The sequence below is a fragment of the Flaviramulus sp. BrNp1-15 genome, from assembly GCF_022259695.1.
Lineage (GTDB): Bacteria > Bacteroidota > Bacteroidia > Flavobacteriales > Flavobacteriaceae > BrNp1-15.
Window position 1 is genome coordinate 89,896 of record NZ_CP092099.1, and the last position, 25,047, is coordinate 114,942.

23 protein-coding genes and 1 tRNA gene are annotated in these 25,047 nt (G+C 32.1%); 14 read left to right on the forward strand and 10 right to left on the reverse strand.

All coding sequences use genetic code 11. The features are described from left to right. The first annotated feature begins 42 nt into the window (after window positions 1–42). On the forward strand, window positions 43–2,889 hold the full coding sequence (gene polA / locus MBM09_RS00370) for a DNA polymerase I (protein WP_238674858.1): 2,847 nt from the start codon (window positions 43–45) through the stop codon (window positions 2,887–2,889). 9 nt (window positions 2,890–2,898) lie between these two features. On the opposite strand, the gene MBM09_RS00375 is transcribed toward polA, so the two are convergent. Then, entirely contained in the window at window positions 2,899–4,845 is a 1,947-nt protein-coding gene (locus MBM09_RS00375) for a YgiQ family radical SAM protein (RefSeq protein ID WP_238674860.1), read from the reverse strand. A 259-nt stretch (window positions 4,846–5,104) separates the two neighbouring features. Between MBM09_RS00375 and rplM the strand changes: the two genes are divergently transcribed. From rplM to MBM09_RS00430, 11 genes are all read left to right on the forward strand, one after another. Continuing rightward, window positions 5,105–5,560 (forward strand): 50S ribosomal protein L13, encoded by a 456-nt coding sequence (rplM, locus tag MBM09_RS00380; protein WP_238674862.1) that lies wholly within the window; start codon window positions 5,105–5,107, stop codon window positions 5,558–5,560. Then, a complete protein-coding gene (rpsI, locus tag MBM09_RS00385) occupies window positions 5,560–5,946 on the forward strand; it encodes a 30S ribosomal protein S9 (RefSeq protein ID WP_238674864.1) in 387 nt (128 codons plus the stop codon). The genes rplM and rpsI overlap by 1 nt, the downstream gene beginning before the upstream one ends. Before the next feature lie 216 nt (window positions 5,947–6,162). Next, window positions 6,163–6,939 (forward strand): 30S ribosomal protein S2, encoded by a 777-nt coding sequence (gene rpsB / locus MBM09_RS00390; RefSeq protein ID WP_238674866.1) that lies wholly within the window; start codon window positions 6,163–6,165, stop codon window positions 6,937–6,939. Window positions 6,940–7,024: 85 nt separating this feature from the next. Further along, entirely contained in the window at window positions 7,025–7,999 is a 975-nt protein-coding gene (tsf, locus tag MBM09_RS00395) for a translation elongation factor Ts (RefSeq protein WP_238674868.1), read from the forward strand. 237 nt (window positions 8,000–8,236) lie between these two features. After that, on the forward strand, window positions 8,237–8,944 hold the full coding sequence (pyrH, locus tag MBM09_RS00400) for a UMP kinase (protein WP_238674870.1): 708 nt from the start codon (window positions 8,237–8,239) through the stop codon (window positions 8,942–8,944). A gap of 56 nt (window positions 8,945–9,000) precedes the next feature. Further along, window positions 9,001–9,558 (forward strand): ribosome recycling factor, encoded by a 558-nt coding sequence (gene frr, locus MBM09_RS00405; protein WP_238674872.1) that lies wholly within the window; start codon window positions 9,001–9,003, stop codon window positions 9,556–9,558. 57 nt (window positions 9,559–9,615) lie between these two features. Beyond that, window positions 9,616–10,890: a DUF5686 family protein gene (locus tag MBM09_RS00410; protein ID WP_238674874.1), complete on the forward strand. Its 1,275-nt coding sequence runs from the start codon at window positions 9,616–9,618 to the stop codon at window positions 10,888–10,890. 47 nt (window positions 10,891–10,937) lie between these two features. Further along, window positions 10,938–13,325 (forward strand): RND family transporter, encoded by a 2,388-nt coding sequence (locus MBM09_RS00415; protein WP_238674876.1) that lies wholly within the window; start codon window positions 10,938–10,940, stop codon window positions 13,323–13,325. A gap of 81 nt (window positions 13,326–13,406) precedes the next feature. Then, window positions 13,407–14,840: an asparagine--tRNA ligase gene (asnS, locus tag MBM09_RS00420; protein ID WP_238674877.1), complete on the forward strand. Its 1,434-nt coding sequence runs from the start codon at window positions 13,407–13,409 to the stop codon at window positions 14,838–14,840. Window positions 14,841–14,916: 76 nt separating this feature from the next. Next, window positions 14,917–16,377, forward strand: coding sequence for an RNA polymerase factor sigma-54 (gene rpoN / locus MBM09_RS00425; protein WP_238674878.1), 1,461 nt, complete (start codon window positions 14,917–14,919; stop codon window positions 16,375–16,377). Continuing rightward, window positions 16,377–16,982, forward strand: a complete 606-nt coding sequence (locus MBM09_RS00430) for a hypothetical protein (protein WP_238674879.1) — start codon at window positions 16,377–16,379, stop codon at window positions 16,980–16,982. Before rpoN ends, MBM09_RS00430 begins: the two co-directional genes overlap by 1 nt. Here the strand turns inward: MBM09_RS00430 and MBM09_RS00435 are convergent. The 8 genes from MBM09_RS00435 to MBM09_RS00470 form a co-directional block, all read right to left on the reverse strand. Next, window positions 16,977–17,663 carry a porin family protein gene (locus MBM09_RS00435; RefSeq protein ID WP_238674880.1) on the reverse strand — a complete coding sequence of 229 codons (687 nt, stop codon included), beginning with the start codon at window positions 17,661–17,663 and terminating at the stop codon, window positions 16,977–16,979. The genes MBM09_RS00430 and MBM09_RS00435 overlap by 6 nt on opposite strands. A 123-nt stretch (window positions 17,664–17,786) precedes the next feature. Further along, a complete protein-coding gene (locus MBM09_RS00440; protein WP_238674881.1) occupies window positions 17,787–18,263 on the reverse strand; it encodes a biopolymer transporter ExbD in 477 nt (158 codons plus the stop codon). Between the two features lie 23 nt (window positions 18,264–18,286). Then, complete coding sequence (locus MBM09_RS00445; RefSeq protein ID WP_238674882.1) at window positions 18,287–18,874, reverse strand: biopolymer transporter ExbD; 588 nt, start codon at window positions 18,872–18,874, stop codon at window positions 18,287–18,289. A gap of 3 nt (window positions 18,875–18,877) precedes the next feature. Beyond that, entirely contained in the window at window positions 18,878–19,309 is a 432-nt protein-coding gene (locus MBM09_RS00450; RefSeq protein ID WP_238674883.1) for a hypothetical protein, read from the reverse strand. 20 nt (window positions 19,310–19,329) lie between these two features. Further along, window positions 19,330–20,100, reverse strand: coding sequence for a MotA/TolQ/ExbB proton channel family protein (locus MBM09_RS00455; RefSeq protein ID WP_238674884.1), 771 nt, complete (start codon window positions 20,098–20,100; stop codon window positions 19,330–19,332). Between the two features lie 75 nt (window positions 20,101–20,175). Next, window positions 20,176–20,263 (reverse strand) — tRNA-Ser (locus MBM09_RS00460). A gap of 76 nt (window positions 20,264–20,339) precedes the next feature. Further along, window positions 20,340–21,374, reverse strand: coding sequence for an asparaginase (locus MBM09_RS00465; RefSeq protein ID WP_238674885.1), 1,035 nt, complete (start codon window positions 21,372–21,374; stop codon window positions 20,340–20,342). A gap of 3 nt (window positions 21,375–21,377) precedes the next feature. Then, a complete protein-coding gene (locus MBM09_RS00470) occupies window positions 21,378–22,145 on the reverse strand; it encodes a TatD family hydrolase (protein WP_238674886.1) in 768 nt (255 codons plus the stop codon). Window positions 22,146–22,220: 75 nt separating this feature from the next. Here MBM09_RS00470 and MBM09_RS00475 point away from each other — a divergent pair, with 75 nt between their 5' ends. After that, the gene (locus tag MBM09_RS00475; RefSeq protein WP_238674887.1) at window positions 22,221–22,661 is read left to right on the forward strand and encodes a TIGR02281 family clan AA aspartic protease; all 441 of its coding nucleotides are present in this window, start codon (window positions 22,221–22,223) and stop codon (window positions 22,659–22,661) included. Window positions 22,662–22,705: 44 nt separating this feature from the next. Then, window positions 22,706–23,338, forward strand: a complete 633-nt coding sequence (locus MBM09_RS00480) for a response regulator transcription factor (protein WP_238674888.1) — start codon at window positions 22,706–22,708, stop codon at window positions 23,336–23,338. 469 nt (window positions 23,339–23,807) lie between these two features. On the opposite strand, the gene odhB is transcribed toward MBM09_RS00480, so the two are convergent. Beyond that, entirely contained in the window at window positions 23,808–25,016 is a 1,209-nt protein-coding gene (gene odhB / locus MBM09_RS00485) for a 2-oxoglutarate dehydrogenase complex dihydrolipoyllysine-residue succinyltransferase (protein ID WP_238674889.1), read from the reverse strand. Between the last annotated feature and the right edge of the window lie 31 nt (window positions 25,017–25,047).

Below are 25,047 nucleotides of genomic sequence, written 5' to 3' on the forward strand. Positions count from 1 at the left end.
ATAACTTTTTGTAGCTTTGATTTTCTATCAAAACAAATAAAAATGTCTGAACAAAAACGTCTTTTTCTAGTAGATGCTTACGCTTTAATTTTTCGTGGTTATTATGCTTTTATAAAAAACCCAAGAATAAATTCTAAAGGTGTTGACACCTCTGCAATTATGGGGTTTATGAATTCGCTTTTAGATGTTATAAAACGCGAACGACCAGACCATTTAGCTGTTTGTTTTGATAAAGGTGGAAGTGCAGATAGAGTTGAAATGTTTCAAGAGTATAAAGCCAATAGAGATGAGACTCCAGAAGCCATAAAAATAGCTGTTCCTTATATTCAAGATATTTTAAAAGCTATGCATATTCCTATTATGGTAAAAGAAGGTTATGAGGCCGATGATGTTATTGGAACACTTTCTAAACAAGCCGAAAAAGAAGGTTACCAAACTTTTATGGTAACTCCAGATAAAGATTTTGCACAATTAGTAAGTGAAAATATATTTATGTATCGCCCTGTTTTTGGCGGTGGTTATGAAACTTGGGGGATTCCAGAAGTAAAGAAAAAATTTGAAGTAGATGACCCATTGCAAGTCATTGACTTTTTAGGAATGATGGGAGACTCCAGCGATAACATTCCTGGATTACCAGGCGTGGGTGAAAAAACGGCAAAAAAGTTTTTAGCCCAATACGGGAGTATGGAAAACCTTTTAGCAAATACGCATGAGTTAAAAGGCAAAATGAAAGAAAAGGTAGAAGCCTCTAAAGAATTAGGAATGCTTTCAAAAAAACTGGCTACTATTATGCTAGATGTTCCTGTTGATTTTGATGCCAAAGATTTTGAGCTTAACACGCCAGATATTGAAGCTGTAAAAAATATTTTTCAAGAGTTAGAATTTAGAAGATTAATAGATAATTTCTTAAAAACTTTTGCTTCAGAAACTGAAACTCCAAATAACAAAACAGAAATTTCATCGTCATCAGAAAAACCAAAAGCAACATCAAAACCAGCTTCAGCAGGTCAAGGTCAATTTTCGCTTTTTGGTGCAGACCCTAGTAGTGAAACGGAAACCGTTTCAGAATACACGAGACAAACAGCTGAAACTACCTCGCATTTTTATCAAAGTGTAGCATCTGGTATGGCAACCAAACTATTCATTAAAAATTTAATGAACCAAACTAGTGTTTGTTTTGATACTGAAACAACCAGTATTAATCCGTTAGTAGCAGAATTGGTTGGAATTGCTTTTTCATGGGAAGTTGGTAAAGGTTTTTATTTACCGTTTCCTGAAAACAAAGACGAAGCCCAAGAACTTATAGAACAATTACGTCCATTTTTTGAAAGTGAAACCATTGAAAAAATTGGTCAGAATTTAAAATACGACATCAAAGTTTTAGCAAAATACAATGTTGATGTTAAAGGCAAATTGTTTGACACTATGCTTGCGCATTATTTGATTAATCCAGATATGCGCCACAACATGGATGTTTTAGCCGAAACGTATTTAAACTATACGCCTATTTCAATTGAAACTTTAATTGGTAAAAAAGGTAAGAATCAAGGTTCTATGCGCGATGTTCCTATCGAAAAACAAACCGAATATGCCGTTGAGGACGCCGATATAACGCTACAACTTAAAGAGCATTTTGAAAAAGAATTAGGAGAAGCCAATACTCAAAAATTGTTTGATGATATTGAAATCCCTTTGCTTAGAGTGTTAGCCGCTATGGAATTAGAAGGTATTAATTTAGATAAAGGATTTCTGAATTCATTATCAGAACAACTTAATATTGATATTTCATCCCTTGAAAAAAGCATTTACGAAGCTGCAGGTGAAGAATTTAATATCGCATCTCCAAAACAGTTGGGTATAATTTTATTTGAAAAAATGAAATTGGTTGATAAACCTAAAAAAACCAAAACAGGGCAATATGCAACTTCTGAAGATATTTTAAGTTACTTAGCAAAAGACCATGAAATTATTCAGAAAATATTAGATTTTAGAGGTTTATCAAAACTAAAAAGCACATATGTTGATGCGTTACCACTTCAAGTAGAACCTTCAACCGGAAGAGTTCATACCGATTATATGCAAACTGTTGCAGCAACAGGTCGCTTAAGTAGTAACAACCCTAATCTTCAAAATATCCCTATTCGTACTGAACGTGGAAGACAGGTTCGAAAGGCTTTTATTCCACGGAATGAAGATTACACATTGTTAGCTGCCGATTATAGTCAAATTGAGCTTAGAGTAATTGCAGCATTAAGTAAAGAGGAAAATATGATTGAGGCTTTTAAACATGGTGAAGATATCCACGCTTCAACTGCTTCAAAAGTATTTAATGTGCCTTTAAACGAGGTTACTCGCGAACAGCGTAGCAATGCTAAAACAGTAAACTTTGGTATTATTTATGGTGTTTCTGCCTTTGGGTTAAGTAACCAAACCGATTTATCGCGTAGCGAAGCCAAAGAGTTAATAGATACTTATTATGCAACATACCCAAAGCTGCGTAGTTTTGTTAGCGAACAAATAGATTTTGCAAGAGATCATGGTTATGTACAAACCGTTTTAGGGCGTCGCCGCTATTTAAAAGATATCAATTCTAGAAATGCTGTGGTTCGTGGTGCAGCAGAACGTAATGCTGTAAATGCGCCAATACAAGGTAGTGCTGCCGATATTATAAAAATTGCCATGATTAATATTCATGAGAAATTACAAGAAGGCAATTACAAAACCAAAATGCTTTTACAAGTGCATGATGAGTTGGTTTTTGATGTATATAAGCCAGAATTGGAAACCATCAAAACTTTGGTTAAAACCGAAATGGAAAATGCCTATAAATTAGAAGTACCTTTAGATGTAGACTTAGATATTGGCGATAATTGGCTAGAGGCGCATTAAATAAGATAATTACTTTTTCCTTTTCTTATACTTCACCTTATTCTTTCTTTGATTAAAAGGGACTGCATCATTAAACGTGTTTTTAGCTTCACCTTTTGGCTTGTTTTTACGCCATTTTTCAGTTTTTTCTGGTAGCAAAACTTTTAATAAATCATGTCGCCCTAATTTGTTTAGAGTCTTTTTTATCCACGCTTTGTTTTCATCTTTATACCAAAAGAAAAAACGATGCTGTTCATCTTTTTCTTTCCTGGTTTTTGGCGTGTTTACTTTTTGAAGTGTGTACGGATGATAACCACTATAATAAATTACGGTAGCCACCGTCATAGGTGTTGGCGTAAAGCCTTGAACTTGCTCCAGCTGGAAACCCATATCTTTAGTTTCGGCAGCTAAATTTGCCATATCTTCAACTTCACATGCAGGATGATTAGATATAAAATAAGGTATTAATTGAAGCTTTAAATTCTTCTTAACATTAATCTTATCAAAACGCTCTTTAAACTTATGGAAGTATGTAAACGACGGTTTACGCATCAATTTTAAAACAGGATCACTGGTATGTTCTGGAGCAACTTTAAGTCTACCCGAAACATGCTTTGTCATCACTTCTTCAGTGTAATCGTCTAATTCTTTAGGGTCTGCGTTTTTATTGAATTCAGGCACTAACATATCATGTCTAATTCCAGAACCTATAAACGATTTTTTTACTTTTGGATGGCTATCGACAGCTTGATATAATTCGGTTAATGGTTTATGAGACGTATCAAGATTACTACATATTACGGGCGAAATACAACTAGGTGCCACACACTTATCGCAAATAGATTGAATTTTGCCTTTCATTTTGTACATGTTTGCACTTGGTCCTCCAATGTCGCTTAAATAACCTTTAAAATCCGGCATGTTTGCAACTGTATCTACTTCTTTTAAAATAGATTCTTGACTTCGAGACGCAATAAATTTTCCTTGATGTGCTGAAATGGTACAAAAACTACAACCACCAAAACAACCGCGATGAATGTTGATGGAAAACTTAATCATTTCGAACGCAGGAATTGGTCCGCGTTTATTATATTTTGGGTGTGGTAATCGTGTGTAAGGCAAATCGAAAGAGGCATCTATTTCTTCTTCCGTCATAGTTGGGTATGGCGGATTTATCATCAACATCTTATCTCCTACCTTCTGAAAAATTCGTCTTGCAGCCAATTTATTACTCTCCTGCTCAATAATTTTGAAGTTAGATGCGTATTGTTTTTTATCTTTTAAACAGGTTTCGTGAGAAGCGATTTCAACATCTTCCCAATTACTGTTTTTTGGAATTTTATCTTCTTTATTTAAAAGTACTGCAGTTTGGTTAACTGTATTAATACTACTAAAAGGAACACCTTTTTCTAGTAAACGTATAATTTCACGTAGTGGTTGTTCTCCCATGCCATATACCAACATATCGGCTTTAGACGTTTCTAAAATTGTCGGCATGAGTTGGTCGCTCCAATAATCGTAGTGCGTTACACGACGTAAAGAACCTTCAATACCGCCTATTAAAACAGGTGTATCTGGCCATTTTTCTTTTAAAATTTTACTATAAACTGTTGAAGCATAATCTGGTCTAAATCCAATATCTCCATTGGGGGTGTAGGCATCTTTATCTCTTCGCTTTTTATTAGCATTATAATTACTAATCATAGGATCCATACAACCGCCAGTTACCCCAAAAAACAATTTTGGTTTACCCAGTTTTACAAAATCTTGAAGATTATCCTTAACATTAGGTTGTGGAACAATGGCGACACGCAAACCAAAACTTTCTAACAAACGACCAATAACTGCAGGTCCAAACGTTGGATGATCTACATAGGCATCTCCACTAAATAGGATAACATCTAGTGCTTCCCATCCGCGAATCTTTACCTCTTTATTTGTGGTAGGTAACCAATCTGAAAGTTTTAACTCTTGCATAGCGGTGCAAAAATACTCAAAAATAAATGTCTAAAATTATAATTTAATGAATATCAGAAATAAGTTATTTTATATGAATCTGTTCTTGCTTGAGATAGGTTGTCAAAATTTCTTTTTCCAAATACCAATAATAGCCTAAAAAACAGTATGTAAACAACAGTAAAAATAAGTCTAGATACTATTTGGTAATCAAATATATAATCGTAAATTTGCAAACTCTTTTTAAGAGAGGAATGTTTAATTAGAAAAAATTATAAGTGTGGACACATTAAGCTACAAAACGATTTCAGCAAACAAAGCTACTGTAAATAAAGAGTGGGTTTTGGTTGATGCTGAAGGTCAGGCGCTTGGTCGTTTAGCTTCTAAAGTTGCAAAACTTTTAAGAGGTAAACACAAGCCAAACTTCACACCTCACGTTGATTGCGGAGACAATGTAATTATTATCAATGCAGAAAAAATCAGTTTATCTGGTAACAAATGGAACGACAAAACGTACATTCGTCACACAGGATATCCAGGAGGTCAAAGAAGTTTAACTGCTACAGAATTATTTGGAAAAGATCCAGCAAGAGTAGTAGAAAAATCAGTTAAAGGAATGTTACCTAAAAATAAATTAGGTGCAGATTTATTCCGTAATCTAACAGTTGTTGTTGGTTCAGAACATGCTCATGCAGCACAAAAGCCAAAAGCAATTAACTTAAACGAATTCAAATAATGGATGTAATTCACAAAATTGGCCGTAGAAAAACGGCTGTTGCACGCGCCTATGTTGCCCCAGGAAAAGGTAACATTACAATTAATAAAAAAGACTTAGCTAATTACTTTACTACAGCTACATTACAGTACAAAGTAAAGCAACCTTTAGTTATGACTAACAATGACGGCAACTTTGATATTACAGTAAATGTATATGGAGGTGGTATTACTGGACAAGCAGAAGCTGTTCGTTTAGCAATTTCTCGTGCAATGTGCGAAGTTGATGCTGAAAACAGATTAACACTTAAGCCAGAAGGTTTATTAACAAGAGACCCAAGAATGGTAGAGCGTAAAAAATTCGGTCAGAAGAAAGCTCGTAAGAAATTCCAATTCTCTAAACGTTAAAATCCTGAACTGGATTCAGGATCTGTTTATCAGTTTCCTAAATCATGTTCAAAATAAAATTAAAAAGTTGCTGAAACGAGTTCAGCATAAAAAAACAGTTATTGTTGTCCTAGTGTAAAAACAGGATTTAGTTTAGCATCTAAATGGTTAAGGCGAATTTTTAAAAAATGACCACTTAATCATTGCTAATTCAACAGAACGTAAACTATTACAAAAATGGCAGTAGAAGTAAAAGAATTACTTGAAGCAGGTGTACACTTCGGACACCTTACACGTAAGTGGGATCCAAACATGGCTCCTTACGTTTATATGGAACGCAACGGTATCCATATTATAAACCTTTACAAAACAGCGGCTAAAATTGATGAAGCCGGAGCAGCATTAGCAAAAATTGCAGCTTCTGGACGTAAAATTTTATTCGTTGCAACAAAAAAACAAGCAAAAGATATCGTAGCTGAAAAAGCTGGTGAAATTAACATGCCTTACATCACTGAAAGATGGCCAGGTGGAATGTTAACAAACTTTGTTACTATTAGAAAAGCTGTTAAAAAAATGGCTTCTATTGATAGAATGAAGAAAGACGGTACGTTTATGACTCTTTCTAAAAAAGAGCGTTTACAAGTTGATCGTTTAAGAGCTAAGTTAGAGAAAAACTTAGGTTCAATTAGCGACATGACACGTTTACCAGGTGCTTTATTTGTTGTAGATATTAAGCGTGAGCATATCGCGATTAAAGAAGCTCAAAAATTAAACATTCCAATTTTTGCAATGGTAGATACCAACTCAGACCCACGTCAAGTTGATTATGTTATCCCTGCTAATGATGACGCTTCTAAATCGATAGATAAAATCTTAACGCATGTAGCATCTGCTGTATCTACAGGATTAGCTGAACGCAAAGCTGAAAAAGAAGCTTCTGCATCATCTAAAGCTGATGCTCCTAAAGCAAAAGCTTCAGCTAAAAAAGCTGTTGCAACAGAAGAAGAAGAATAAATAACATTAATAAAACATAATTAAGTCGTTTAATTCTTTTCTCTATAGAAAATTTATTGAACGACTTTTTTAAATTATAATTACTATGAGTACTACAGTAAAAGTAACAGCCCAAGAGGTAAACAAATTAAGACAAGCAACGGGTGCAGGTATGATGGACTGCAAGAAAGCTTTAGTAGAAGCTGAAGGTGATTTTGATAAAGCTATTGAAGTGCTTCGTAAGAAAGGACAAAAAGTTGCTGAAAAAAGAGCTGACAGAGATTCATCTGAAGGTGCAGCTGTTTCTAAAATTAATGCAGACCAAACTGCTGGTGTTGCCATTGTTTTAGGATGTGAAACTGACTTTGTTGGTAAAAACGAAAACTTCCTTGCTTTGGCTAACGATTTAGCAGATATCGCATTAAACCAAGATTCTAAAGAAGCGTTTTTAGCTGCTGATTTTGGAGGGATGACAGTTGCTGAGAAATTAGTTGAGCAAACTGGTGTAATTGGTGAGAAATTAGATATTACTGCTTTTGAAAAATTAGAAGCACCTTACGTTGGTACTTACGTACATATTAACAAAATTGCTGCTTTAGTTGGATTAACTGCTAAAGTTGATAATGCTGATGTTTTAGTAAAAGATGTTGCAATGCAAGTCGCTTCAATGGGAGCAACTACATTATCTTACAAAGATTTTGATCCTGCATTCGTTGCATCAGAAACTGAAGCTAGAATTGCAGTAATTGAAAAAGATAATATTGAATTAGGTCGTTTAGGGAAAACTCTTAAAAATGTACCTCAATATATATCTATGCAGCAATTAACTCCTGAAGTTATAGCTAAAGCTGAAGAAGCTGCTAAAGCTGAATTAAAAGCTGAAGGTAAACCAGAACAAATCTGGGACAGAATTTTACCAGGAAAAATTGAGCGTTTTATCTCTGATAACACAACTCTTGATCAAGAGCAATGTTTATTAGATCAAAAATTCATTAAAGACGATAAAAAAACTGTAGCAGAATACGTTTCTTCTTATGGTGAAGTTGAAATCTCAGGATTTAAACGTGCAACAGTAGGTTAAAAACCTCCGTATTTCGCTTTTGCGAAATACAATATACTAAACCACTATTCTTAATTAGAATAGTGGTTTTTTTATTCATAAAATCCTAATCCATATAAATTCAAAAATTAAAAAAATTATGTAGCTTTGCTCAACCTCAGAAAAAAACTCATGAAATGAGCCAAATCAATTATTTTTGTCAAAAACTAATGTATGTTGGCGAATTACATTAGGCCATTAAACAATAAAATTCTACTAATGAAATATAAAAGAATACTTTTAAAACTATCTGGTGAAGCCTTAATGGGAGAACGCCAATATGGTATAGACCCAGAACGTTTAGCAGAATATGCTAAAGACATAAAAACCATAACAGACAAAGGTGTTGAAGTTGCTATAGTAATTGGTGGAGGTAATATTTTTAGAGGTGTTGCTGGTGCTAGTAATGGTATGGACCGAGTTCAGGGAGACCATATGGGCATGTTGGCTACTGTCATTAATGGTTTAGCTTTACAAAGTGCTCTTGAGGATGCTGGAATACCAACCAGATTGCAAACAGCTATAAAAATTAATGAGGTGGCAGAACCTTTTATAAGAAGAAAAGCCATGCGCCATTTAGAAAAAGGTAGAGTTGTTATTTTTGGTGGTGGAACAGGAAACCCTTATTTTACAACAGATTCTGCTGCGGTATTACGTGCCATAGAGATTGAAGCTGATGTTATTTTAAAAGGAACACGTGTTGATGGTATTTATAATACAGACCCAGAAAAAGATAAAAAAGCTGTAAAATTCAATAACATATCTTTTGATGATGTTTTACGCAAAGGATTAAAAGTAATGGATACTACAGCATTTACTTTAAGTCAAGAAAATAATTTACCTATTATTGTTTTTGATATGAATAAAAAAGGTAATTTACTTAAAGTTGTTTCTGGCGAAAAAATAGGTACAGAGGTAAATATTTAAAATTGGCTTAATTTTTGAAATCATTATATTGTAATTTGACTTAAAAGTTTAAAACAATGAACGAAGACATACAATTTATATTAGACACAGCTAAAGAAGCAATGGATAACGCCATTAAGCATCTGGAAAAACAATTTGTTAATATTAGAGCAGGAAAAGCAAGTCCTGCAATGCTTGGTAGTGTTATGGTAGACTACTATGGTACACAAACACCATTAAACCAAGTAGCCAATGTAAACACGCCAGATGGTAGAACAATTACAGTACAACCTTGGGAAAAAAGCATGCTTCAAGAAATTGAGCGTGGTATTGCCTATGCAAACCTTGGCTTTAATCCAATGAATAATGGTGAAACCATTATAATTAATGTGCCGCCTTTAACAGAAGAGCGCAGACGTGAGTTAGCTAAACAAGCTAAAGCAGAAACAGAAGATGCAAAAGTAAGTATAAGAACAGCACGTAAAGATGCTAATAATGACATCAAAAAACTAGACGACGTCTCTGAAGATTTAAAAGCTAATGCTGAAATTGATGTACAACAAATAACCGATAATCACGTTAAGAAAGTTGATGAACTTTTCGATAATAAAGAAAAGGAAATCATGACTGTATAAATTGAAAAGCGACATTGTAGTCGCTTTTTTAATAACTCTTTTGTTTTTGGTTGTTTAATGTTAAAACACTTTGTTTTATTTCTTTTTATTATTTGTGCTAACCTAGCACAAGCACAATCATTCTCAGAAAAAAGAACCAAACCCGAACAAGATTCTATAAAAAAAAGTGCGTTTTTAAAACAATTGGGTAATGGTTTCTTTCCTACAAAATATTTAAATTTCGATTTACGCTATTTAATAAAATACAATCAATATGAAGGTGTAAGAACCGGACTTGGTGGTGTAACTAATGATGATTTCTCAGAAAAATATAGAATAAACAGTTATGTAGTTTATGGGTTTAGAGACCATCGCTTTAAATACAGTATTGGTGGTGGATTTAGATTAGCAGAAAAAACTAATACATGGTTAAATCTAGCTTATACAGATGATTTACAAGAGACTGGAAGTACAAAATTTTTAACTGATAAGCGTTTTTTTCAGTTTTTTGAACCACGCTTGTTAAACATAGATTTATTTCACAAACACATAACAAAATCTATCGCTTTAGAGCATCAATTTTCCAACAAATTATTGTCTGAAACAGAATTAGCTGCTAGTAAAATTGAACCAACCTATGGTTATAATTTTAATATTGATGGTAATTCTTTTACAAATTTTGACATAAGCACAGCAAAAATAGCTTTACAATGGAATCCTTTTGATGTTTTTGAAGTCGATGAAAAAGAAGAATTAAAAAAAGTTAAAGATGGATATCCAAAATTCACACTTCAATACACAAAAAGTTTTAACGATGTTTTTAAAAGTGATTTTAATTTTTCAAAATTAGATTTTAGAACCATATACAAAATTGGGAATGAAGATGATGCTTTTTCTGAAATAACCTTAGTTTCTGGTATAGCAAATGGCCACACGCCTTTAACGCACATGTATCATGCTTACCCTAATAATATTACCAAAGAAACTATTTTACAAAGGTTTTCTGTTGCTGGATTAAACAGTTTTGAAACCATGTATTTTAATGAATTTTTTTCAGATAAATTTGCAACATTTCAGTTAAAACACTTTATAAAACCTTTTAATATATCAAAGCGTTACAAGCCTCAACTTGTATTAATTACACGCTATGCTATTGGTGATATGAAAAATCCCGAAAGACATCAAAACATATCTTTTGGCTCGTTAAAAAAAGGGTATTCAGAATCTGGTTTTGAAATTAATAAACTACTTTTTGGCTTTGGATTTAGCTTTACATATCGTTATGGCGGATATCACTTACCAGAATTTAGTGATAATGTTGCGTTTAAGTTTACATTTAACGTCTCATTATGATGTAATATGCTTGTTTTTTCTACCTTTGCGCATCTTTAAATTAAAGCATGTTTAAACTTTTCACAAACGACTTTTGGGATGTAACCGCAAGATTGATTTTAAGAAATAAGATCATAATTATTGTTGGTATAGTCTTAGTAACCCTTTTCTTTAGTAGACAATGGGACAACATGCGTTTTACTTATACCGAAGCCAATTTATTGCCAGACGATCATGCAGTAAACATAACTTATAATAATTTTTTAAAGAAATTTGGAGAAGAAGGCAACCTTATCGTTTTTGGTGTAAAAGATAGCTCGCTATTTACAGTTGAAAAAATAAATGCTTGGAACAAACTTTCTCAAGACTTTAAAAAAGATAAGGCTGTTGAAACTGTAATTTCGATTAAGGATCTTCAAAAGCTTATAAAAGATACCGAAAATGAAAAATTTAAGTTAGAACCTTTCATTAAAGATTCAATTTCGTCGTTATCTCAAATTGAAAAATTACAAAATGAGCTTTTTAAACAATATCCGTTTTATGATAATTTCTTATTTAATAAAGAAACAAAAACTATCAGAACTGCTATTTACTTAAAAAAGGACATTGTAAACACGTCTGCTAGAAAAGACTTTGTAATTAATACGCTAATACCAAGTATTGAGGCATTTGAAACTAAAAACAATTTAGATGTTAGAGTGTCTGGTATGCCGTATATAAGAACACTTAATTCGCAAAATATAGTTGATGAAATTCGTCTTTTTATTCTTGCTGCATTACTAGTAACATCTATTATTTTCTTTTTCTTTTTTAGGTCTTTTAGAGCCACTTTTATTTCATTAATAGTGGTTTGCATTGGTGTTATGTGGACCTTAGGAATCATTGGTTTGTTAAATTATGAAATCACGGTTTTAACAGCCCTTATTCCGCCACTCATTATTGTTATTGGTATTCCTAACTGTATATTTTTAATTAACAAATACCAACACGAAGTTAAGTTACATGGTAATAAAGTAAAATCGTTACAACGTGTTATTACTAAAATTGGTAATGCCACTTTAATGACCAATGTAACAACTGCTTCTGGTTTTGCCACTTTTATTTTAACCGAAAGTAAACTTTTAAAAGAATTTGGTGTGGTAGCCTCGTTAAGTATTTTGGCAATTTTTATTTTGTGTTTACTTATAATACCTATTATCTACACCTTTTTACCTTATCCTAAAGACCGTCATTTAGAGCATTTAAATAAACGTTGGATTGGTGGTTTTGTTGATTGGATGGAACACATGGTAAAGCAAAAACGTATTGCCATATATGCAACTTCTGTAGTATTACTTATTGTTAGCATTATAGGAATTTATCAAATAAAAATATCTGGAAGTTTAATTGAAGATATGCCTCAAGAATCTGGTTTTGTAAACGATATTCGATTCTTTGAAGATGAATTTAATGGCATAATGCCTTTAGAAATTATGGTAGACACCAAACGTAAAAAAGGTGTTATGAAACTTTCTACGCTTAAACGTATGGAAGAACTGGAAGATTTAATTGTTGAAACTCCAGAATTATCAAAACCTGTTTCCGTTGTTGGGTTAGTTAAATATTCTAAACAAGCTTATTACAACGGTAATCCAAAATTTTATCAATTACCTACCTCTCAAGAAAATAGCTTCATTTTATCTTATGCTAAAAATTCTTCTTCTAATATCGATTTACTTAAAAACTTTGTAGACAGTACAGGACAATATGCTCGTATAACTACGTTTATGAAGGATATTGGAACTGATAAAATGGAACGTATTGAAGAAAATATTCAAACTAAAATAGACAAAGTTTTCCCTGAAGATCGATACGATGTTACTATGACTGGTAAAGCTTTAGTATTCCAAAAAGGAACTAAATATCTTGTTAAAAATTTAGCCATTTCATTATCATTAGCCATATTTTTAATTGCTCTTTTTATGGCATATTTATTTAGGTCTGGACGTATGATTATTGTATCGCTTATTCCAAACTTATTACCGCTCTTAGTTACGGCTGGTTTAATGGGTTATTTAGGTGTACCTATCAAACCATCAACAATATTAGTATTTAGTATAGCTTTTGGTATTTCGGTTGATGATACTATTCACTTTTTAGCAAAATATAGACAGGAATTACAAGCTAATCACTGGAAAATTAAAACATCTGTTTACGGTGCGCTTCGTGAAACCGGAGTAAGTATGTTTTACACATCTATAGTTTTATTTTTTGGTTTTTCAGTATTTACCATTTCTAGTTTTGGTGGTACAGTAGCATTAGGTGCTTTAGTTTCTGCTACATTATTGTTTGCAATGCTATCAAACTTATTATTATTACCATCTTTATTACTGTCTTTAGAACGCAGTATTGCTAATAAACAAGTACTTAGAGAACCATCAATAAATATTATTCCAGAAGAAGACGAAGAAGAATAATTTTCAACATACTTTTTTAAATATTCAAAAGATGGAAAGCCGATACGCTTTTTTTATCTTTACACTATAAATTTTATACACATGCAATTAAAAACTGTATCAGAATTACTATCGCAAGATATTGTTATACCAGAAGTAGAAATTAAAGGTTGGGTAAGAACGTTTAGAGCCAATCGTTTTATAGCTTTAAACGATGGTTCAACTATAAATAATATACAATGCGTTGTTGATTTTGAAAACTTTGATGAAGCACTTTTAAAACGAATTACAACTGGTGCTGCTATTCATATAAAAGGAGAATTGGTAGAAAGCCAAGGTAAAGGCCAAAAGGTAGAAATTAAAGTTAGTGAATTATTCATATTAGGAGATTCAGATCCTGAAACCTTCCCAATTCAACCTAAAAAACATTCTTTTGAATTTTTAAGAGAAAATGCACATTTACGCACACGTACAAATACATTTAGTGCGGTAATGCGTTTACGTTCTGCCTTATCATTCGCTATTCACAAATACTTTAATGATAATGGTTTTTATTATATGCATGCGCCTATTATAACAGGAAGTGATGCAGAAGGTGCTGGCGAAATGTTTCAAGTAACTAGTCTTGATGTTAATAATTTACCTAAAGATGATAATGGCAAAGTAGATTACTCTAAAGATTTCTTCGGAAAAGAAACTAACCTAACTGTCTCTGGTCAATTAGAAGCCGAAACCTATGCTATGTCGTTGGGGAAGGTTTATACTTTTGGACCTACATTTAGAGCTGAAAACTCTAATACCTCACGCCATTTAGCAGAATTCTGGATGATAGAACCAGAAGTAGCTTTTATGGATTTAGCTGGTAATATGGACTTAGCTGAAGATTTTATGAAATCGGTTATTTCATATGTACTTGAAAACAATCGTGAAGATTTAGAATTTTTAGATAAACGTTTACAAGACGAAGACAAAACTAAACCTCAGGCCGAAAGAAGCGATATGAGTTTAATTGAAAAATTAAACTTTGTTACAGACAACCATTTTAAACGAGTTAGTTATACCGAAGCTATAGATATTTTACGTAATTGTAAACCTAATAAAAAGAAGAAATTCAAATATTTAATTAACGATTGGGGTACCGATTTACAAAGTGAACATGAGCGCTTTTTAGTTGAAAAACATTTTAAATGTCCTGTTATATTATTTGATTATCCTGCTAATATAAAAGCGTTTTATATGCGCTTAAACGACGATGGCAAAACCGTACGCGCCATGGATATCTTATTTCCTGGTATTGGCGAAATTGTTGGTGGAGCACAACGTGAAGAACGTTTAGAGGTTCTAAAACAAAAAATGGCTGCCATTAATATTCCAGAAGAAGAACTTTGGTGGTATTTAGATTTGCGTAAATATGGTACCGCAGTTCACTCTGGTTTTGGTTTAGGTTTTGAGCGTTTAGTTATGTTTGCCACTGGTATGAGTAATATTAGAGATGTTATTCCTTATCCAAGAACACCGCAAAATGCAGAATTTTAATATTATTTCAAATTTGGTATAACTTTGGTAAGATAATTCCTTTTTTTATATTTGAGTAACCACCTTAAATCGAAACATGCTTAAACAACATTTACAATTTAAATTATCGCAAAAACTGTCGCCGCAGCAAATTCAATTAATGAAATTGATACAACTGCCTACACAAGCTTTCGAGCAACGTTTAAAGCAAGAGTTAGAAGAAAACCCTGCGCTTGAAGGTGGTAAAGAATCCAATGAAAATGATTTAGATTCAGACTTTGATAATTCTGCAGATGAATTTAATGATAGTGAAACCATTGGGAGTGATGAAATAAATGTTGATGAGTATTTAAGTGATGATGAAATTCCAGATTACCGCACGCAAGCCAATAACTATAGTAGTGATGATGAAGAAAAAACTATGCCTTATGCAGCAGGTACATCGTTCACTCAGCATTTAATAAACCAATTAAATACCTACAGATTAAACGATGAAGAGCGAGAAATTGCTGAATTTTTAGTTGGTAGTGTAGATGAAAGCGGATACATACGTAGAGAGTTAGGTGATATTATGGACGATTTGGCTTTTACCCAAAACGTTTATACAACAGAGGAAAATATAGAAAAAGTTCTTAGAATTGTTCACCAATTAGATCCTGCTGGTGTTGGTGCAAGAAACTTACAAGAGTGTTTAAGTATTCAATTACATAGAAAAGATAAAACTCAAGATACAGAATTAGCTATTAACATTATTGATAATGCCTTTGATCAGTTTACAAAGAAGCATTACAAAAAATTACTTCAAAAATTCGATATCTCAGAAACTCAGCTAAAAGATGCAATTCACGAAATTGAGCATTTAAACCCAAAACCAGGTGGTTCTTATGCAGGAAATAATAGAATTGTAGAACATGTTGTTCCAGATTTTGCTATTAAAATTGTTGATGGTGAATTAGAATTGACTCTTAACGGTAGAAATGCTCCAGAGCTTCATGTTTCCAGAGAGTATAATAACATGCTTAAAGGCTACAAGGATTCTAAGGACAAATCGAAATCACAAAAAGATGCTGTCATCTTCATCAAGCAAAAATTAGATGCTGCAAAATGGTTTATAGAAGCTATTAAACAGCGTCAACAAACGTTATTCGTTACTATGAGTGCTATCATGCATTATCAAAAAGAATATTTTTTAACTGGTGATGAACGTAACTTGAAGCCTATGATTTTAAAGGATATTGCAGATGAAATAAACATGGACGTTTCAACAGTATCTAGAGTTGCAAATAGTAAATATGTTGATACACCTTATGGTACCAAATTGATAAAAGAATTCTTTTCAGAATCGATGAAAAATGACCAAGGAGAAGATGTTTCAACTAGAGAAATAAAGAAAATTTTAGAAACTGTTATTGAAGAAGAAAACAAGAAAAAACCTTTAACAGACGAAACATTAGCTTCTATTTTAAAAGAAAAAGGCTATCCTATTGCCAGACGTACTGTGGCAAAATATAGGGAGCAGTTAGATATTCCTGTTGCCAGATTGCGTAAAAAAATATAATGGATAAGCTACTAAAAAGTATCTCGTATATTTTTCACCCTTTAATAATGCCACTTTTAGGTGTTATTTTCTATTTTTCAAAATCACCTCGCTTTATCCCCAGAGAAGTTATACAAGCAAAATTAGTATCGCTTTCTATACTAACTATTATACTTCCAATTCTATTATTTTATTTATTAAGAACACTAGGCAAAGTAAAATCTATTAACCTAGAAAGTACAGAAGAACGAATATATCCTTTAATACTTAATAGTATTATAATTATTTTGGTGTTAAAACGTATTGCAACGCCATCGCAGGTTATTGAACTTTATTTTTTCTTTTTAGGAATTCTTATTTCTAATTTAACGTGCTTATTACTTGCATTCTTGAAGTTTAAAGCAAGTATACACATGATTGGTATATCTGGTATCTTTATGTTTTTTGTAGCATTAAGCATTCACTTTAGTATAAATATAAATGGAACGCTGGCTTTAATGGTAATTATAATTGGTGCCATAGCAACTTCTAGGTTACACATGAATGCACATACTTATATAGAACTTATTCTAGGTTTTTTTATTGGAATGATACCGCAATTAATTCTAGTTAATTATTGGCTATAGTATATAAAACATTAAGCCTACTTTAACAACATTCATATCAATAGTAGTTCCATCAAGTTGAGCATTATTTGAAAAAATAGGATTTAAAGCATAGTATAAATGAACATTCCAAGTATTATACCCTGCGCTTAATGTTAAACCATATTGAAGATTATTAAAATCATTGTTATTACTGAATTTTATGCTTCCTAAATCGCCTCTATATTTTGTAGTATGTGTTAACACGTACCCAAATTTAAAACCTGCATAAATACGCCAAAAACTATAATCTGTTGGAGTAGATGTTCGCCATCTAAATTCAATAGGCAATTCAATTAAATGCGTTGAAAATTTATTTTTTGTATAGGTATTACCTTCTAAAATACTATAGGTAAATGTTCCAGTATCATCTGTATTTATAAGTAGGTTTTGATTAAATGAATTAGCAGAATATCCAAGTCCAACACCTATTGCTACATTTCTTGCTTTATTTATAGGCATATCTTTAATGTAACCTAAATGAAACCCAAGCGAAAAGCCACTTTGCTTAACATCTGTAGGTCTTTTACCAATTAAATTATAAGTAACCCCAGCATAAAACTGATCTTCTTTATAGAGTGAGTCAACGTCTTTTGTAACAGTCTCTTGTCCATAAATAAATGTTACACTAAACAAAACAAATAACCGAACTAATAAGCACATATATAAAAGATATTATTATAGTTAATATATAACTCTACAATTATATTAAAATTTCAAGGTATTTAAAATAAAAAAGGCGTTTTGATAATCAAAACGCCTTTATATAAAATTAAGAAAGTAAAATTAATTTCTTCCAAATACACTACCCTTTTTGGTTGTGTAATTTATTTTAAGTGCATTAACTTTACGTAATTCTTGCTTAATATCGCCAATTAATCCCATATTAGCATCACTATCAACTTTTAATGCTGTAGTTAGAAATGGAATTAATTCTTCACGTTTTGAAGCACGTTCAGCAGCTATAAAAGCAGCAATATCTTTAACATCGGCAAACTTATCATTAAGCTGAATTTTTGCTTCTGTTCCATATTGCTTATAATTTTGACTTGGTTTACCTGCATAAATATACATTACCAAATCTTTTTTATCTAGCTTCTCAACCTGATCTGCAAATGGTAAATTATTATCAATCATTAAAGTATTTTGCCTCATAACTGTGGCAACCATAAAGAAGAATAATAACATAAACACAATATCAGGTAATGATGCTGTATTAACTGCTGGCATGTCGCCACTCTTTTTCTTTTTAAATTTAGACATATTTATAAATGTTAAATTTTAATCTATTGAACTTCTGAAAGCTTCTGAGGATAATCAAGCTTAATTTGCTCAATTTTCTCTTTTAATCTCTCTTTATTCCCAGGCCAGTTTACGTCTTTATAATTAGCTTCCATTTCAGTGAAAGGCTGTCCGTATTGTGCTTGGGCTCTAGCATCCCTTAACTCATTATAAGCTGCTACTAATTCATTTTGTACAGCTATATATGTTTTATAAGTTGTCTCACGCTCATTTTTTAGAGATATGATAGCTTTATCTGGATTATCTGAAGATGAAGGGTCTTTTTTTCCTCTACAGTAATCACAAGATCCATCTCCACCATTATCTAAAAACTCTTTAGCCGCTTTTCTTAAGTCTTTAAGTTCCATTAATTCATCTTCTACAAGCAATTGATCTTTACCGTTTAATAAAACAGTAAAAATGTTTTTTTGCTTGATAATAACATCTTCATCAGACTCTTCCATTGGAGGAAGTTTACGGTTAATACCCGAGTCTGTTTCTATAGTAGTTGTTACTAAGAAGAAAATTAAAAGTAAAAAAGCAATGTCGGCCATCGAGCCTGCATTTACTTCTGGTGCTGCTCTTTTTGCCATAATTTATCTATTAAATATTTTTTTTGCTCCTCCATATAACATAGAGCCTATAGCTAATATTGCAAGGAAATAAAATGCATATAATCCAGCTCCTACATTCTTAGATATAGCCTCAGTTATACCTAGTCCTTTATCGTTAAAAGGCTTCAAATTTAAATCTGAACCAGAAGATATAATATAAGATATAACAATGATTGCTAAAAATGCACCAACTGTCATTAATGTCTTTTTAATATTTCCTGCAAACAATCCTTTTAGTACAAATATTAATACTAAGGCTATTACTATGCCAAGTACTACATATGCAACATATAGTAAGTTACCACCCATACTTTGAGCAGTTTCTTCATCACCTGCTATAATTATCAGTGCAAAAATCGCACCAATTATAGCAAGCACTAAAGCCACTATTCTTAAAATTTTATGTAAACCCATAATTTTTTAGTTTTAAATTATTACTTCTTGTTTCTAATTAATAGATCCATTAACGTGATAGAAGCATCTTCCATATCGTTAACAATGCTATCAATTTTAGCAATAATGTAATTGTAAAAAATTTGAAGTATAATTGCTACAACTAAACCAAATACTGTTGTTAAAAGTGCTACTTTAATACCACCTGCAACAAGTGATGGTTGCATGTCTCCTGCAGCTTCAATTTTATCGAAAGCTTGAATCATACCAATTACCGTACCCATGAAACCAAGCATTGGTGCTAGTGCGATAAATAATGAAATCCAAGATACATTCTTTTCAAGTTGTCCCATTTGAACACCTCCGTAAGCTACAACCGCTTTTTCAGCAGCTTCTATGCCTTCGTCTGTTCTGTCTAAACCTTGGTAGTAAATAGAAGCGATAGGTCCTTTTGTATTTCTACAAACTTCTTTTGCAGCTTCTACACCTCCAGAAGCTAAAGCATCTTCAACATCTTGAGTTAATTTTTTTGTATTTGTGGTAGAAAGGTTTAAAAAGATAATTCTTTCTATAGCTATTGCCAATCCTAGAATTAAACATAATAATACAATCCCCATGAAGCCTGGGCCTCCTTCAATAAAACGTTTCTTTAATTCTTGATGAAATCCTAAAGTTTCCTCAGCAGCAGCTTCAGGCTCTTCTTGTGTTACCGTTACAGTTGTTGCTGTAGTTGTGTTTGCAATTGTAGTTGCATTAGCTGTTCCGAATGCCATCATTCCTGTAATGGCAAGGATAGAAAATAATCTTTTCATGTTCTAGTTCTTAATTTTATTAGTTAAAGTGTTAAAGATATTAAAAAAAAAGCAATTAGGAATAAAAAATAACAGCAGAGAGGAAGGGATTCGAACCCTCGATACCCTTTTGAGGTATACACACTTTCCAGGCGTGCGCCTTCGACCACTCGGCCACCTCTCTGTATTTCTACTTACCTTAATTTTGGGGGCTCAAATAACGAAAAAATCTTTGAACACTAAAATTTTAACAGTTAATTTTAAGTGATTTCTCCTCGTAATGATGTTTCGTACATGGTTTTGAACGTTTTACGAGAAAAATTCTGCCCCAACATATACATAAGTTTACCTACTGCTGCTTCTGTAGTAATGTCTTTTCCTGATATAACACCTATTTTTTTCAATTTGCTACTCGTTTCATAATGTCCCATCATAACACTTCCGCCTGAGCATTGAGTAACATTTATAATATGTATTCCTTTTTTCGATATATTTTCTTTTAAAATATCAATAAACCATTTTTCTGTAGTACAATTTCCTGCTCCATAAGTTTCAATAATTACTGCTTTTAAATCTGGAATGTTAAATACACTTTCAAATACAGCTTTTGAAATTCCTGGAAACAACTTAATAAGCGCAATATTTTCATCTAACTTTTTATGAACAACTAATTTTTTTCTGGTATTTGGCTTAAACAAGTATTCATTATTAATTTTTAAATACACTCCAGATTCTGCTAAGTCTGGATAATTTAAAGAAGCAAATGCCTGAAAGTGTTCTGCATTTATTTTTGTTGTTCTATTTCCTCTATATAATTTGTATTCAAAATACAAGCACACTTCTTTAATAGCAGGCTTGCTTTTAACCTGAAGAGAAGCTACTTGAATGGATGTAATTAAATTCTCTTTAGCATCGGTACGCAAATCGCCAATAGGTAATTGAGAACCAGTAAACACAACGGGTTTTGCTAAATTTTCTAACATAAAACTAAGTGCCGAAGCAGTGTAACTCATAGTATCGCTTCCGTGCAAGACTACAAAACCATCAAATGCACTGTAATTACTTTCAATAATTTCGGCTATTTGAATCCAATATTTAGGATTCATATTACTTGAGTCTATTGGTGTTTTAAAAGAAATGGTATCGATTTTACATTCTAAAAGTTGTAGCTCTGGTATTTTTTCTAAAAGTGTTTTAAAATCGAAAGCTTTTAATACACCTGTTTTGAAATCTTTTACCATACCAATGGTTCCTCCGGAATATATAAGTAGTATATTAGGTTTAGATTTACTCATATTTTAAATATTAAAAACATCTTTGGAGTTTTGCGTAGTAATATCTGCTATAGCATTTAAAGGTAAATTATATATCTCTGATAATTTTTCTAATACCTTTAATATATATACACTTTCGTTTCGTTTACCTCTGTAAGGAACTGGAGCCAAATAAGGAGAGTCTGTCTCCAGAACAATATGTTTCAAATCTATTTGATTTAAAAACTGATCTATCATTCCATTTTTAAAAGTAGCTACACCTCCTATACCTAGTTTCATATTATATGAAATAGCTTGATGCGCTTGCTCTAAAGTTCCTGTAAAGCAATGAAAAATTCCGAATAAACTATCACTTTTTTCTGTTTCTAAAACTTCGAAAATTTCATCAAACGCTTCTCTACAATGAATAACAATTGGTAATTTATATTGTTTTGCTAGTTGAATCTGGTGCTTAAATGCTGTTTTTTGAATATTTAAAGTTGATTTATCCCAGTACAAATCTATTCCTATTTCACCTACAGCATAAAATTTTCTTGATGCCAGCATCTCTTCGACATGTTTTAACTCTTCGTTAAAATTTTCTTTAACATGTGTGGGGTGTAAACCCATCATTAAAAACACATGTTCTGGATAATCTTTTTCGAGTTGAAGCATCGCTTCTGTGTAAGTAGAATCTATTGCTGGAATAAAAAACCTTGAAATGCCTTGCTTAATCGCTCGTTTAATCATTTCATCTCTATCATCATCAAAAGCTTCACTATATAAATGCGTATGAGTATCTGTTATAATCAATACCTTAAATTTAAGTTATACTATTTTGTAAAAATAATTGTTTTTACATGATTATATTTGTTTAAACTTAATTTGATGACTATGCTGCAAGAATTTCTTCTGGAAAAAGGTTATACCAAAATAAAATTACACCTTACTAAAACAAATCATTTTGAAATAAAAGCAACTATTAATGGTAAAAAAGGTTTATTTATTCTAGATACTGGCGCGTCAAGCTCTTGTGTAGGTTTTGAAGCGATTGACACTTTTAAATTAAAAGCCGAAGACTCCATTATAAAAGCCGCTGGTGCTGGCGCAATTGATATGGATACTAAAATGTCTAAAAAAAATAAGATTAAAATTGGAAAGTGGACAAACAATAAAGTAGTACTGGTTTTATTTAATCTTACTCATGTAAATACTGCGCTTGTAAACCATAATTCTAAACCTGTTGATGGTATTATTGGAGCAGATATATTAAAAAAAGCAAAAGCCATCATAGATTATGAAAAGAAATATTTATATTTAAAACTATAATGGCAAAAAACTAAATTTAATAATAGCACAACTCCCTAGAATTAATGAACACCTCAATTGTAATTGCAGATGATCATCCTTTGATGCTACGCGGTCTTACCGATTTTTTAACCTCTAGAGGTTTTAACATTGTAGGTAGTGCTGAAGACGGAAATACAGCATATAACCTAATAGTTAAATTAAAACCAGAAATTGCCATTCTTGATATTAGAATGCCTCACAAAACTGGATTAGAAATTGCTGAAGCTTGTAAAAAAAACAACCTCCCAACAAAAGTAATTCTCATAACTTTTGATAAAGAAGAAGAGTTATATGATAAGGCTAAAGCGTTTAATGTTTTTGGATATATTTTAAAAGAGTTTGCTATTGAAGAAATAGAAACTTGCATTAAAAGTGTTGTAAATAACACACCTTATTTTAGTGAAGAAATTGCCTCTTATTTAGAAACCAATAATTCAATCCAAAAACCTATAGTTTTAGAGTCACTAACTAAATCTGAATTAAAAATAGTAAAACTTATTTCTGAAAATAAAACCAGTCAAGATATTGCTGACGAATTATCAATTTCTGTTCGAACAGTTGATAAACACCGTAGTAATATTGTTGCCAAATTAGGTTTAGACAACAAACCTACTTCACTTTCTATTTGGGCAGGATTAAATAAAAGATTTTTATAAAAATACGTAGAAGTGCGTATTTTTTTAATCATTCATATGAACTACATTTACAGTGCTATTAATTAGTTCTTAGGGAGAATTATAGAAAGCTCTAAATTGTAATGATTTAGAGCTTTCGCCTTTTAAAAACATTCCATAATATAAAAATACGTAGAAGTGCGTATTTTTTTTTTCCTGTTTGTAATATACTTTTACAATGCTATTAATCAACTCTTATTGGGAGATTTTTAAAAAACTCTGCGCCTTAGTGTGCAGAGTTTTTAACCCCCACTTAATTTAAAATGAAGGAAGAAAACAACATACTCAATAAATGCTGTTACATTGGTTTAGTAATTTTAGTCATTGCAGTTATTACTATAAATATTTTTGTTTTCTTTATTTAGTTAGTTAGTTTTTCAATAAAAAAGGTGTTCCCTATAAATTAAGGAACACCTTTTTTAAATATAATTATTTTTTGAGCTCTTTGAAATTATAATTCCAAGGCCTTTTTTACATCGTTATTCATCAATAACTCAATAGGGTTCTCTAAAGCTTCTTTAACAGCCACTAAAAACCCAACACTTTCTTTACCATCAATAATTCTATGATCGTAAGATAGAGCTACATACATAATAGGTCGAATTTCAACTTTACCATCAACTGCTACAGGACGCTCAACAATATTATGCATTCCTAAAATACCACTTTGTGGTGGGTTAATTATTGGGGTTGATAACATACTACCAAATACACCTCCATTAGAAATTGTAAATGTTCCACCTGTCATTTCATCAACGGTAATTTGTCCATCACGCGCACGAATTGCTAATCGTTTTACTTCAGACTCAACACCTCTAAAACTTAAGTTTTCTACATTTCGCATTACAGGAACCATTAAACCTTTAGGTCCAGAAACAGCAATACTAATATCACAGAAATCGTAAGAAATCATTTCTTTTCCATCAATCATTGAATTAACTGCTGGATACATTTTTAATGCTCTTACAACTGCTAGAGTGAAGAAACTCATAAACCCTAAACTAACACCGTGTTTAGATTTAAATGTTTCTTTATATTCTTTCCTTAAAGCAAAAATAGGCGACATATCTACTTCGTTAAAAGTAGTTAACATTGCTGTAGTATTTTTAGCTTCTACCAAACGTTCTGCAACTTTACGACGAAGCATAGACATTTTACTTCTTGAAGAACCTCTATTACCTCCTGTTGGAGTTCCCATAGAAGGCACTGCTTTTACAGCATCATCTTTTGTTATTCTTCCGTCTTTACCTGTTCCGTTTACTGATGCCGCATCAATACCTTTTTCTGCTAAAATCTTTTTAGCTGCTGGACTTGCAGAACCTGTAGCGTAGGTTTTAGCTTCTGCTACTTCTTGTTTAGGCGCTTCAGCTTTAGGAGCTTCTTTCTTTTCTTCTTTTGGAGCATCAGTTCCTTCTGGTTTTGCTGCAGCTGTATCTATTAAACATACAATAGCTCCAACTGCTACCGCATCACCTTCTTCAGCTTTAAGCGTTATAGTTCCGCTTGCCTCAGCAGGTAATTCAAGGGTTGCCTTATCGCTATCTACCTCAGCGATGGCTTGATCTTTTTCAACGTAATCTCCATCTTCCACTAGCCATGTTGCTATTTCCACTTCTGTAATGGATTCCCCTGGCGAAGGCACTTTCATTTCTAAAATCATTCTTTATAATTTTAATGGTATCTTAAATTCT

What these genes read in the sequence shown, in the direction of transcription:
- pyrH (WP_238674870.1), top strand. Translation starts at nt 8,237, where the DNA reads ATGAAATATAAAAGAATACTTTTAAAACTATCTGGTGAAGCCTTAATG.
- MBM09_RS00475 (WP_238674887.1), top strand. Translation starts at nt 22,221, where the DNA reads ATGACTATGCTGCAAGAATTTCTTCTGGAAAAAGGTTATACCAAAATA.
- rpsB (WP_238674866.1), top strand. Translation starts at nt 6,163, where the DNA reads ATGGCAGTAGAAGTAAAAGAATTACTTGAAGCAGGTGTACACTTCGGA.
- odhB (WP_238674889.1), bottom strand. Translation starts at nt 25,016, where the DNA reads ATGATTTTAGAAATGAAAGTGCCTTCGCCAGGGGAATCCATTACAGAA.
- tsf (WP_238674868.1), top strand. Translation starts at nt 7,025, where the DNA reads ATGAGTACTACAGTAAAAGTAACAGCCCAAGAGGTAAACAAATTAAGA.
- asnS (WP_238674877.1), top strand. Translation starts at nt 13,407, where the DNA reads ATGCAATTAAAAACTGTATCAGAATTACTATCGCAAGATATTGTTATA.
- MBM09_RS00410 (WP_238674874.1), top strand. Translation starts at nt 9,616, where the DNA reads ATGTTAAAACACTTTGTTTTATTTCTTTTTATTATTTGTGCTAACCTA.
- MBM09_RS00445 (WP_238674882.1), bottom strand. Translation starts at nt 18,874, where the DNA reads ATGGCAAAAAGAGCAGCACCAGAAGTAAATGCAGGCTCGATGGCCGAC.
- MBM09_RS00435 (WP_238674880.1), bottom strand. Translation starts at nt 17,663, where the DNA reads ATGTGCTTATTAGTTCGGTTATTTGTTTTGTTTAGTGTAACATTTATT.
- MBM09_RS00375 (WP_238674860.1), bottom strand. Translation starts at nt 4,845, where the DNA reads ATGCAAGAGTTAAAACTTTCAGATTGGTTACCTACCACAAATAAAGAG.
- MBM09_RS00415 (WP_238674876.1), top strand. Translation starts at nt 10,938, where the DNA reads ATGTTTAAACTTTTCACAAACGACTTTTGGGATGTAACCGCAAGATTG.
- rpoN (WP_238674878.1), top strand. Translation starts at nt 14,917, where the DNA reads ATGCTTAAACAACATTTACAATTTAAATTATCGCAAAAACTGTCGCCG.
- MBM09_RS00465 (WP_238674885.1), bottom strand. Translation starts at nt 21,374, where the DNA reads ATGAGTAAATCTAAACCTAATATACTACTTATATATTCCGGAGGAACC.
- MBM09_RS00440 (WP_238674881.1), bottom strand. Translation starts at nt 18,263, where the DNA reads ATGTCTAAATTTAAAAAGAAAAAGAGTGGCGACATGCCAGCAGTTAAT.
- MBM09_RS00430 (WP_238674879.1), top strand. Translation starts at nt 16,377, where the DNA reads ATGGATAAGCTACTAAAAAGTATCTCGTATATTTTTCACCCTTTAATA.
- polA (WP_238674858.1), top strand. Translation starts at nt 43, where the DNA reads ATGTCTGAACAAAAACGTCTTTTTCTAGTAGATGCTTACGCTTTAATT.
- rpsI (WP_238674864.1), top strand. Translation starts at nt 5,560, where the DNA reads ATGGATGTAATTCACAAAATTGGCCGTAGAAAAACGGCTGTTGCACGC.
- MBM09_RS00480 (WP_238674888.1), top strand. Translation starts at nt 22,706, where the DNA reads ATGAACACCTCAATTGTAATTGCAGATGATCATCCTTTGATGCTACGC.
- frr (WP_238674872.1), top strand. Translation starts at nt 9,001, where the DNA reads ATGAACGAAGACATACAATTTATATTAGACACAGCTAAAGAAGCAATG.
- MBM09_RS00450 (WP_238674883.1), bottom strand. Translation starts at nt 19,309, where the DNA reads ATGGGTTTACATAAAATTTTAAGAATAGTGGCTTTAGTGCTTGCTATA.
- MBM09_RS00455 (WP_238674884.1), bottom strand. Translation starts at nt 20,100, where the DNA reads ATGAAAAGATTATTTTCTATCCTTGCCATTACAGGAATGATGGCATTC.